The sequence below is a fragment of the Streptomyces viridosporus genome, assembly GCF_002078235.1.
GTDB lineage: Bacteria > Actinomycetota > Actinomycetes > Streptomycetales > Streptomycetaceae > Streptomyces > Streptomyces viridosporus.
Genome location: NZ_MSGP01000037.1, coordinates 1 through 10,052, shown reverse-complemented (window position 1 = coordinate 10,052; position 10,052 = coordinate 1). Strand labels below are relative to the sequence as shown.

The following is a 10,052-nucleotide window of genomic DNA, read 5'->3' as shown; positions in this document are numbered from 1 at the left end:
CCCGGCGGCCGGGCGGCCCTCGGGGTTCAGGGCGAACGGGGAGGGGGTCGCCGAGGACAGCGGTACGAGGTAGGGGCGGCAGCCCAGCGGGAAGGACAGGTCGCCGGTGTGCACGTCGTACACCGGGTCGAAGCCGCGCCAGGACAGGAAGGCGAGGTAGCGGCCGTCCCGGGTGAAGACCGGGTTCTCGTCCTCGAAGCGGCCGTCGGTGACGTCGACGACCGTCCGCTCCCCCTCCGCCGGTCCGGCGATCCGGGCGAGTTTGATCTGCCGCAGCGACCGCCCGATCCAGGGGTGCGACCACGCCAGCCACGCGCCGTCGGGGGAGAAGGCGAGGTCGCGCACCGGTCCGTTGACGGAGCGGACCAGCTCGGTGACCCCGCCGCCGGAGCCGTCCTGGGAGGGGTCCGTGTCCACCAGCAGCAGCCGCCCGTCGTGCGCGGCGACGGCCAGCCGCTCCCCGTCCGGGTCCGCCACCATCTCCAGCACCCGGCCCAGCTTCCCGGAGGCCAGCCGCCGGGGCGGGCGTTGGCCGCTGGCCCGGGGCAGGGAGGCGATCTCGACGGCGTCCTCGCCCTCGGCGTCCGTCACGTACGCCACCTGTCCGCTCTCGCCGAGCATCTCCGGCAGCCGCACCCGCACGCCCGGGGCGTCGGTGAGGGTGCGCGCGGGACCGTCGCGGTGGGTGAGCCAGTACAGGCTGCCGCGCACGACGACGGCGCTCGCCCGGCCGGTCTCGTCGACCGAGAGGCCGTCCAGGTGGTGCGCGGCCGGCACCTGGTAGCGGCGCCGCCCGGTCCGCGGGCCGCTCAGCCGCACGTCGAGGCGGCGCGGGGCGGAGCCGGGGGACAGGTCGTCCACGATCCACAGGTCGCCGGCGCACTGGTAGACGACCCGGGTGCCGTCACTGGCGGCGTGCCGGGCGTAGAAGGCGTCGTGGTCGGTGTGCCGGCGCAGGTCGGAGCCGTCGTACGCGCACGAGTACAGGTTGCCGACGCCCTCGTGGTCGGAGAGGAAGGCGATCCGTCCGGCGACGAACAGGGGGGAGTGCAGATGGCCGTCGAGCCCCTCCAGCAGCCGCTGCCCGTGCAGCCACAGCCTGCCCGTCGCCCCGCCCCGGTAGCGCTTCCAGGAGGCCGGTTCGTGCGGCGGGGTGCCGGTGAGCAGCAGTGTCCTCCGCTCCCCGGCGAGGTCGGCGACCTGGATGTCGGTCACCGGGCCCCAGGGCAGCTTGCGGCCCGGGCTGCCGTCGCAGGCGATCTTGTAGGCCCAGGTGAAGTACGAGAAGGGCTCGTCGTGCGAGGTGACGGCGAGGATCTCGGCGTCGTTCTCCCCGTCGGGGGGCGCCCAGCCGCAGACCCGGGTGTCGGAGCTGCCCCAGTGGGTCAGCCGGCGGGCCGGACCGCCGTCCACCGGGACGAGGTGGACCTCGGGGTCGAGGCTGAACCAGCTCGTGTACGCGATGTGGCGGCCGTCGGGCGAGAAGCGGGGGTGGCCGAGCTTGGTGCGGTCGACGGTGAGCCGCCAGGCCCGGCCCGGACCGTCGAGCGGGGCGAGCCAGAGGTCGTCCTCGGCCACGAAGCACAGCAGGTCGCCGTTGAGGTGCGGCAGGCGCAGATAGCTCACCCTTCCCATGCTTTTCCCGGGGATGGGCCGCAGCAACTCGGGCAGACGGGGAGCGAGGGGACGTGACCCGGAGCACGTACGAAACGGTTTCGTTTCCTTAAGGGGGTGGGGTATTCTCGCCCTGTACGAAACGGTTTCGTTCGGCGCGACGGGTCGGACCGGAGTGGAACGGGAAGGTGGAGGGGATGAGCGAAGTCGCGACGGCACGTCGCAGCCGGATCACCCCCGAGCGCGAGGCCGAGCTGTACCGGGCCGTGCTCGACCTGCTCCGTGAGGTCGGCTACGACGCCCTCACCATGGACGCCGTCGCCGCCCGCACCCGGTCCAGCAAGGCCACCCTCTACCGCCAGTGGGGCGGCAAGGCCGAGCTGGTGGTGAAGGCGCTGCGGAGCCAGAAGCCGGGCAGCATCGCCGACATCGACAGCGGTTCCCTGCGCGGCGACCTGCACGCCATCATCGCGCGCGAGGACGACTGCGCCATGGAGCAGAACGTCGCCCTGATGCGGGCGCTGTCCATGGCCGTGCACATGAACGACGACCTGCGCCAGGCGTTCAAGGAACTCCTGGTGGAGCCGGAGATCGAGGAGTTCCGGCGGATCATCCGGCAGGCGATCGACCGGGGCGAGATCCGCCCCGACAATCCGGCGCTGGAGTACGTGACGCACATGTTCGTGGGCGCGTTCGCCACGCGGACGCTGATCGACGACCTGCCGCCCACCCAGAGATTCCTCGCCTCGTACATCGACGCCGTGGTCCTCCCCGCCCTCGGCGTCCCCACCGACTGACCGCCGCCCGGTCAGTCACCACCTGACACCACCTGTCACAACCTGTCGCAACCCGTCGCAACCTGTCACCACCTGACGCCACCGCACCCACCGCCCCGAGGGCGTGGGTGGTTCCCCCGTCGTCGTCGGGCTGATCACCCCTGCCCCGAAGTACCCACGACTTGATCGGGAGTACGCCCCCGTGGCCACTTTCCTCTACCGACTCGGCCGGTTCTCCTTCCGGCGACGGCATGTCATAGCCCTGTTCTGGGTGGCGCTGCTGGCGCTCGCGGGCGTCGGCGCGGCCGGCGCCCCGGCGGCCGGCCCCACCTCCTTCTCCATCCCCGGCACCGAGGCCCAGAAGGCCTTCGACCTGCTGGAGGAGCGGTTCCCCGGCGCCAGCGCCGACGGAGCGACCGGACGCGTCGTCTTCAAGGCGCCCGCCGGCGAGAAGGTGACCGACGCCGAGAACAAGGCGATCGTCCGGAAGACCGTCGAGGAGCTCTCCGGCGGCTCCGAGGTCGCCCGCGTCACCGACCCCTACGAGGGCGGCGGCGTCAGCCAGGACGGCACCATCGCCTACACCTCGGTGAGCTACAAGGTCTCCGGCCTGGAGCTGGAGGAGTCCTCCCGCGACGCGCTGGAGGGCGCCGCCGAGGACGCCCGCGACGCCGGGCTGACCGTGGAGATCGGCGGTGACGCGCTGCAGGCCGTCCCGCACACCGGTGCCGCCGAGGTCATCGGCATCGGCGTGGCCGCGGTCGTCCTCGTCATCACCTTCGGCTCGCTGCTCGCGGCCGGCATGCCGCTGCTCACCGCGATCATCGGCGTCGGCATCGGCGTCGGCACCATCACCGCGCTGGCCAGCACCCTCGAACTCGACTCCACCACCCCCATCCTGGCCACGATGATCGGCCTCGCGGTCGGCATCGACTACGCGCTGTTCGTCGTCTCCCGCTACCGGGCCGAACTGGCCGAGGGCCGCGAGCGCGAGGAGGCGGCCGGCCGCGCCGTCGGCACCGCGGGCTCCGCGGTGGTCTTCGCCGGCCTCACCGTCGTCATCGCCCTGGTCGGCCTCGCGGTGGTCAACATCCCGCTGCTGACCAAGATGGGTGTCGCCGCCGCGGCCACGGTCGCCATCGCGGTCGTCATCGCCCTCACCCTGGTCCCGGCGCTGCTCGGCTACGCGGGCCGCAGGGTCCGCCCGGTCGGCGAGAAGAGCAGGCTGCTCGGCGGCCGCTCCGAGAAGAACGGGTCCGAGAAGGACGGGAACGAGCGGAAGCCGCAGCGCCCGAACATGGGCACCCGCTGGGCGAGCTTCGTCGTGCGCCGTCCCGTGGCGGTCCTCCTGCTCGGCGTCGTCGGCCTGGGCGCCGCGGCCGTCCCGGCGGCCTCCCTGGAACTGGGCCTGCCCGACGACGGCTCGCAGCCGACGTCCACCACGCAGCGCCGCGCCTACGACCTGATGTCGGAGGGCTTCGGCCCCGGCTTCAACGGACCCCTGGTGGTCGTGGTCGACGCCAAGGGCAGCGACGACCCGCAGGCCGTCTTCCAGCGGACGAGCGACGCCGTCAAGGCCCTCGACGACGTGGTGGCCGTGGCCCCGGCGGCCCCCAACAAGGCCGGCGACACGGCGACGATCACCGTCGTCCCCGAGTCCAAGCCCTCGTCGGTGGCGACCGAGGACCTGGTGCACGGCATCCGTGACGCGGGCCGGGAGATCAAGGCCGACACCGAGGCCGACGTCCTGGTGACGGGCGCCACGGCGATGAACATCGACGTGTCCCAGAAGCTCAACGACGCGCTGGTCCCGTACCTGATCCTGGTGGTCGGCCTGGCCTTCCTCCTGCTGATCGTGGTCTTCCGCTCGATCCTGGTCCCGCTGAAGGCGGCCCTCGGGTTCCTGCTGTCGGTGCTGGCGGCCCTCGGCGCGGTGGTCGCGGTCTTCCAGTGGGGCTGGCTGTCCGGCCTGATGAACGTGGAGCAGACCGGCCCGGTCATGTCGATGATGCCGATCTTCATGGTCGGCGTGGTCTTCGGACTGGCCATGGACTACGAGGTGTTCCTCGTGACCCGGATGCGGGAGGCCTACGTCCACGGCGAGCAGCCGAGCCAGGCCGTGGTGACCGGCTTCCGGCACGGCGCCCGGGTGGTCACGGCCGCCGCGGTGATCATGATCGCGGTCTTCTCCGGCTTCATCGGCTCCAGCGAGTCGATGGTCAAGATGATCGGCTTCGGCCTCGCGATCGCCGTCCTCTTCGACGCGTTCGTCGTCCGCATGGCGATCGTCCCGGCGGTCCTGGCCCTCCTCGGCAAGAAGGCCTGGTGGCTGCCGAAGTGGCTGGACCGGGTCCTGCCCAACGTGGACGTCGAGGGCGAGGGCCTGCGCACGGAGGACGACAGGAAGGACGAGGACCGGGAACTCGTACGGGCCTGACGGTCCGGAACCACCGAACCGGCCGGTGAGGGCTCCGTGGGGACGGGGCGCCCTCACCGGCCTCCCTTTCACCGCCCCGCGCCGGCCGTTCCGGAGGCTGTGCGGGCACGGGCGCGGGCGCGGGTGGCCCCGCGGTCACGGGCAAACCCGGTCGCCCGCGCCGTACGGCCACCGCTACGGTGCCGCTCATGACGACGACCGACGGCGGTTCCGACGCCCACCCCCGTTTCGCCGAGGCCTTGCGCGCGCTCGGGCTCGACGACCTGACCGCGCGGGTCCGCCGCTTCCCGGAGGCCACCCGGACCGCCGCCGAGGCCGCCGCCGCGATCGGGTGCGAGCCGAGCCAGATCTGCAAGTCGCTGATCTTCGCCGCATGGGGGTCCCCCCTGCTCGAGCAGGACGGGGAGCCCGGGGAGGGCGTGCCGGTGCTGGTGCTCGTGGACGGTGCCTCGCGGGTGGACGTCGAGCGGGTGCGCCGGGAGCTCGGGGCCGAGAAGGTGACCCGGGCCGGGGCCGGCGTCGTGCGCGAGACCACCGGGTACGCCATCGGCGGCGTGCCCCCCTTCGGCCACCGGACGCGGACCCGTGTCCTCGCCGACCGCTCCCTCCTCGACCACGACGTGGTGTGGGCGGCGGCCGGCACCCCGTACAGCGTCTTCCCGATGGAACCCGAGACGCTGATCTCCCACGCCGGCGGCACCCTGGTGGACGTGCGCGAGCGCGCTTCGTGACTCCGCTGGTCACCACGGCCGTCCTGCTCGCCGCGGTCACCCACGCCGGCTGGAACGCCATCGCGCACCGGATCACCGACAAGCTGGTCGGGTTCGCGCTGATCTCCGGCGGCGGACTGCTGATCGGGCTGGCGCTGGTGCCGTTCGTGCCGTTCCCGGCGGCCGGGGCGTGGCCGTACCTGTTCTGCTCGGCCGCCCTTCACATCGCGTACTACGCGCTGTTGATGAAGTCCTTCCGGCTGGGCGACTTCGGCCAGGTGTACCCCCTCGCCCGGGGCAGCGCGCCCCTGATCGTCACGGTCCTCGCCGCCGTCTTCGCGCACGAGGTGCCGGACGGCTGGGCCGCCGCCGGGATCGCTCTGTCCTGCGCGGGCCTGAGCGGCGTCGCCCTGTGGGGGCTGCGCGGGCGCCGGCCCGACTGGGCGGCGATCGGCGCGGCGCTGGCGACCGGCCTGAGCATCGCGGTGTACACGGTCGTCGACGGGCTCGGCGTCCGTGCCTCCGGTTCCCCCCTCGGCTACATCGCCTGGCTGATGGCGATCCAGGGCACGGTGATCCCGGCGTACGCGCTGTGGCGCTGGCGGTGGCGGACGCCGACCCTGCTGCGGCCGCACGCCGGCCTCGGGCTGCTCGGTGCCGCGCTGTCCGTCGCGGCGTACGCGCTCGTCCTGTGGGCCCAGACCCGCGCCGAACTCGCCCCCGTCGCGGCCCTGCGGGAGTCCTCGATCATCGTGGGCGCGGCGATCGGGGCCCTGTTCTTCGAGGAGCGCTTCGGCGCCCCGCGCATCGCGGCGGCCGGGCTGCTGGTCGTCGGGATCGGGCTGATGCTGCGCGCGGGGTAGGCGAGGGCGTCGCCCCCGGCGGATCGCCGTCGGCCGGGTGCGTCCGGGCGGGGGGAGGAGCACCCTGGAATGAGAACTTCCGGAGGTGATCGTCATGATGCACACCGCAGTGGGATGGCACGTGGAGCTGGAGTTCCAGGAGGACGATCAGCACACGCGTGCGGCCGCGCTGGTCCGGTTGCCCGACGGGACCGAGGTACGGGCACACGGCCACGCGACCCGGCACCACACCGACGCGAATCAGCCCAGGATCGGTGAGGAGGTCGCCGGCGCCCGGGCATTGAACGAACTCGCCATGCAGTTGCTGACCAAGGCGCACGACGAGATCGACGCGGCGTCGGGCCGCATCTCGCACCCGATCCACGTGTAGGGGTGCCGGATCCCCTAGCCCACCACGTGCCGCACCGCCCGGATCAGTGCCTGCGCCCGGGGGTCCGCCGTCACGGTGCGGCGCAGGCCGTTGGTGACGTAGCCGAAGGCGACGCCCGTCTCCGGATCGGCGAAGCCGAGGGAGCCGCCGCGGCCGGGATGGCCGAAGGAGCCCGGGCCGAGGAAGGGGGAGGCACCTCCGTGCAGCATGTAGCCGAGGCCGAAGCGGGTGCCGACGACCAGGACGCGGTCCGGGCCCGCCGACTCCTCGGCGCGGGCGAGGCCGACGGTGGCCGGGTCGAGGAGGCGCACGCCGTCGACCGGCCCGATCAGTGACGCGTAGAAGCGGGCCAGCCCGTCCGCCGTCGCGATGCCGTTCGCGGCGGGCAGGGCCGCCGCGCGGAACGCCGGGTCGTTCTGGTCCGGGAAGGGAGTGATCGCGGCGAAGGCCCGGCGGGTGAGGGAGGCCGGGTCGGCGTAGGCGTCGGCGACCGCGCGCTTGGGGCGGGCGCGGAGCACGCCGGGCTGCTCGGGCTGCTCGACCGGGCCGACCCGGCCCACCCGGTGCGCCTGCGCGTCCGGCAGTCCCACCCACAGGTCCAGTCCCAGCGGGCCGGCGATCTCGGACGCGATCCACTCGCCGGAGCCCCGGCCGGTCACGCGCCGCACCAGCGCGTCGAGCAGCCAGCCGTAGGTGAGGGCGTGGTAGCCGTGGTCGGTGCCCGGCTCCCACGCGGGCGGCTGGGCGGCGAGCGCCTCGGCGCTGCGCAGCGGGTCGGCCGCCTCCCGCAGGGTGAGCGGGTGGTCCAGGGCCGGGAGCCCGGCGCGGTGGTTCAGCACGTGCCGGACCAGCACCCGCTCCTTGCCGTGCGCCTTGAACTCCGGCCAGTGGTGGCCGACCGGCGCGTCCAGGTCCAGCTCACCGCGCTGGTGCAGCAGCAGCGGGACGGCGGCGGCGACGCCCTTGGTCGCCGAGCGCACGACCTGGGCCGTGCCCCGCTCCCACGGCTCGGTGCCGTCGACGTCCCGCACACCGGCCCACAGGTCGACGACCCTGCGCCCGTCCCGGTAGACGGCGACCGCCGCGCCCCGGTCGCCGAGCGTCCGGAAGTTCCGCGCGAACGCCGCCCGGACCGGCTCGAAGCCCTCGGCCACCGTGCCGTGCACGTCCACGTCCCCGTCCGCCCGCGTGTTCGCGTCCGCATCCACGTCCGTCGGTTCCTTCCGGTCGGCTGAAGAACAGGTGGCGGCCGCTCGGGGCGGCTGCCTGTGACAGTGGGTGCAACAGCCGTCGTTCGCCTGCGATTCCTGGGGCGCGACGGGGCGGCGCGATCGTCGTGTCGGTGCCGCCGCCGCGTCCGGCCGCTCAGCGTCCCGGGGCCGCCGGGACCGAGCGCGGGTCGAAGCCGTAGGGCAGCTCCAGGCGGTGCGCGCGCATCAGGCCGTCGTCGGCGAGCAGGTCGGCCGTGCCGCCGTCCGCCGCGATCACCCCGTCGCTCAGGACCAGCGAGCGCGGGCACAGTTCGAGGGCGTAGGGCAGGTCGTGGGTGACCATCAGGACGGTGACGTCCAAGGAGCGCAGGACGTCGGCCAGTTCGCGGCGGGAGGCCGGGTCCAGGTGGGAGGACGGCTCGTCCAGGACCAGGATCTCCGGCTCCGTCGCGAGCACGGTCGCCACCGCCACCCGGCGCCGCTGGCCGAAGGAGAGGTGGTGCGGGGGGCGGTCCACGAACTGCGCCATGCCGACGCGCGCGAGGGCACGGTCCACGCGCTCCTCCAGCTCGGGCCCCCTGAGCCCGGCCGCCGCCGGACCGAACGCCACGTCCTCCCGCACGGTCGGCATGAACAGCTGGTCGTCCGGGTCCTGGAAGACGATGCCGACCCGGCGCCGGATCTCGGCCATGTGCCGCCCGCACACCTCCAGCCCGGCCACCTTCACCGTGCCCGTGCCGCCGGACAGGATGCCGTTGAGGTGGAGCACGAGGGTGGTCTTGCCGGCACCGTTCGGACCGAGCAGCGCGACCCGCTCGCCGCGCGCGACGCGGAAGTCGACGCCGAACAGGACCTGGTGGCCGTCGGGGTAGGCGAAGGCGAGGCCGGAGACCTCCAGGGAAGCCGTCGCGCCGTCCCTCGCACGTTCCGTCACAGCAACCATCCCAGCAGGCAGACGACGAGGGCGGCGGACGGGAGGGCGAGCGCGGACGACCACTGGGCCCGGGACGCGGTCACCTCGTCGATCACCGGCATGGAACCGGAGTAACCGCGGCTCACCATGGCCAGGTGCACGCGCTCGCCGCGTTCGTAGGAGCGGATGAACAGCGCGCCCGCCGACTTGGCGAGGACGCCCCAGTGCCGCACCCCGCTCGCCTCGAAGCCCCGGGACTCGCGGGCGATCCGCATGCGCCGCATCTCGTCGGTGACGACGTCGCCGTAACGGATCATGAACGAGGCGATCTGCACCAGCGGCGGCGGCAGCCGCAGGCGCTGGAGGCCGAGCAGCAGCTCCCGCAGTTCGGTCGTGGCCGCGAGCAGGACCGAGGCGGCGACGCCCAGGGTGCCCTTGGCCAGCACGTTCCAGGCGCCCCACAGGCCGCTGACGCTCAGGGACAGCCCGAGGACGTCGACCCGCTCGCCCTCCGCCACGAACGGCAGGAGCACCGCGAAGGCGACGAACGGCACCTCGATCAGCAGCCGCTCGAGCAGGAAACCGGCCGGGACGCGGGCGGCGCGGGCGACGAGGCCGAGCAGGACGGCGTACACCGCGAACGCCCACATCGCCCCGCGCGGGGTGGAGACGACCACCACCACGAAGGCGAGGACCGCGACGAGCTTGGTGTGCGGCGGCAGGGCGTGCACGGCGGAGTGCCCCTGCCGGTAGAGCCGATGGGCGGCGTGGCCCGCGCCCATGTCAGGAACTCGTCCCCGTGGAGCCGGTGTCCGAGGGCGGCGCGGCGTCGGCCTTCTCGTCCGTGCGCCGTCTGCGCACCACCCAGAACACCCCGGTGCCCGCGACGACCGTGACGCCGACGCCGATCACCCCCGCGAGGCCGCCGGACAGGCGGGCGTCGTCGACGTCCTCGACGCCGTAGTCGGCGAGCGGGGAGTCGGCCGCCGCGTGCTTCTCGGCCTTCTCGTCGATGCCGTGGTCGGTGGCGACCTTCTCCAGGCCGTCGGGGGCGGCGGAGGCGTAGAAGCTGACGAAACCGGCGAGGACGAGTGAGGTGACCAGGCCGGCCGCCCAGACCTTGCGCGGGGAGCGGGCCGGGGCGGGGGCCGGCCCGCT

General features: G+C 73.7%; 9 protein-coding genes and 1 pseudogene. 5 read left to right on the top strand and 5 right to left on the bottom strand.

The genetic code is table 11. The features are described 5' to 3' along the window. Positions 1-1,626: pseudogene (locus B7L92_RS02730) on the bottom strand (PD40 domain-containing protein); the annotation flags it as partial. A gap of 185 nt (positions 1,627-1,811) precedes the next feature. On the opposite strand from B7L92_RS02730, the gene B7L92_RS02725 reads away from it, so the two are divergent. The 5 genes from B7L92_RS02725 (at position 1,812) to B7L92_RS02705 (ending at position 6,770) form a co-directional block, all read left to right on the top strand. After that, positions 1,812-2,411 carry a TetR/AcrR family transcriptional regulator gene (locus B7L92_RS02725; RefSeq protein WP_081235900.1) on the top strand — a complete coding sequence of 200 codons (600 nt, stop codon included), beginning with the start codon at positions 1,812-1,814 and terminating at the stop codon, positions 2,409-2,411. A 181-nt stretch (positions 2,412-2,592) separates the two neighbouring features. Next, positions 2,593-4,827 (top strand): MMPL family transporter, encoded by a 2,235-nt coding sequence (locus tag B7L92_RS02720; RefSeq protein WP_081235899.1) that lies wholly within the window; start codon positions 2,593-2,595, stop codon positions 4,825-4,827. Between the two features lie 188 nt (positions 4,828-5,015). Next, positions 5,016-5,558 (top strand): YbaK/EbsC family protein, encoded by a 543-nt coding sequence (locus tag B7L92_RS02715; RefSeq protein WP_081235898.1) that lies wholly within the window; start codon positions 5,016-5,018, stop codon positions 5,556-5,558. After that, a complete protein-coding gene (locus tag B7L92_RS02710; RefSeq protein ID WP_081235897.1) occupies positions 5,555-6,400 on the top strand; it encodes an EamA family transporter in 846 nt (281 codons plus the stop codon). The genes B7L92_RS02715 and B7L92_RS02710 overlap by 4 nt, the downstream gene beginning before the upstream one ends. A 94-nt stretch (positions 6,401-6,494) precedes the next feature. Next, entirely contained in the window at positions 6,495-6,770 is a 276-nt protein-coding gene (locus B7L92_RS02705) for a DUF1876 domain-containing protein (RefSeq protein ID WP_081235902.1), read from the top strand. Positions 6,771-6,784: 14 nt separating this feature from the next. Here the strand turns inward: B7L92_RS02705 and B7L92_RS02700 are convergent, their stop codons facing one another. From B7L92_RS02700 to B7L92_RS02685, 4 genes are all read right to left on the bottom strand, one after another. Continuing rightward, positions 6,785-7,942 carry a serine hydrolase domain-containing protein gene (locus tag B7L92_RS02700; protein ID WP_081235901.1) on the bottom strand — a complete coding sequence of 386 codons (1,158 nt, stop codon included), beginning with the start codon at positions 7,940-7,942 and terminating at the stop codon, positions 6,785-6,787. Between the two features lie 193 nt (positions 7,943-8,135). Continuing rightward, positions 8,136-8,924 carry an energy-coupling factor ABC transporter ATP-binding protein gene (locus B7L92_RS02695; RefSeq protein WP_081235896.1) on the bottom strand — a complete coding sequence of 263 codons (789 nt, stop codon included), beginning with the start codon at positions 8,922-8,924 and terminating at the stop codon, positions 8,136-8,138. Continuing rightward, on the bottom strand, positions 8,912-9,676 hold the full coding sequence (cbiQ, locus tag B7L92_RS02690) for a cobalt ECF transporter T component CbiQ (protein ID WP_081235895.1): 765 nt from the start codon (positions 9,674-9,676) through the stop codon (positions 8,912-8,914). Before cbiQ ends, B7L92_RS02695 begins: the two co-directional genes overlap by 13 nt. A gap of 1 nt (position 9,677) precedes the next feature. Then, the coding region (locus tag B7L92_RS02685) for a PDGLE domain-containing protein (RefSeq protein ID WP_174703917.1) at positions 9,678-10,052 on the bottom strand (375 nt) is incomplete at its 5' end.

What these genes read in the sequence shown, in the direction of transcription:
- B7L92_RS02725 (WP_081235900.1), top strand. Translation starts at nt 1,812, where the DNA reads ATGAGCGAAGTCGCGACGGCACGTCGCAGCCGGATCACCCCCGAGCGC.
- B7L92_RS02715 (WP_081235898.1), top strand. Translation starts at nt 5,016, where the DNA reads ATGACGACGACCGACGGCGGTTCCGACGCCCACCCCCGTTTCGCCGAG.
- B7L92_RS02705 (WP_081235902.1), top strand. Translation starts at nt 6,495, where the DNA reads ATGATGCACACCGCAGTGGGATGGCACGTGGAGCTGGAGTTCCAGGAG.
- B7L92_RS02695 (WP_081235896.1), bottom strand. Translation starts at nt 8,924, where the DNA reads ATGGTTGCTGTGACGGAACGTGCGAGGGACGGCGCGACGGCTTCCCTG.
- cbiQ (WP_081235895.1), bottom strand. Translation starts at nt 9,676, where the DNA reads ATGGGCGCGGGCCACGCCGCCCATCGGCTCTACCGGCAGGGGCACTCC.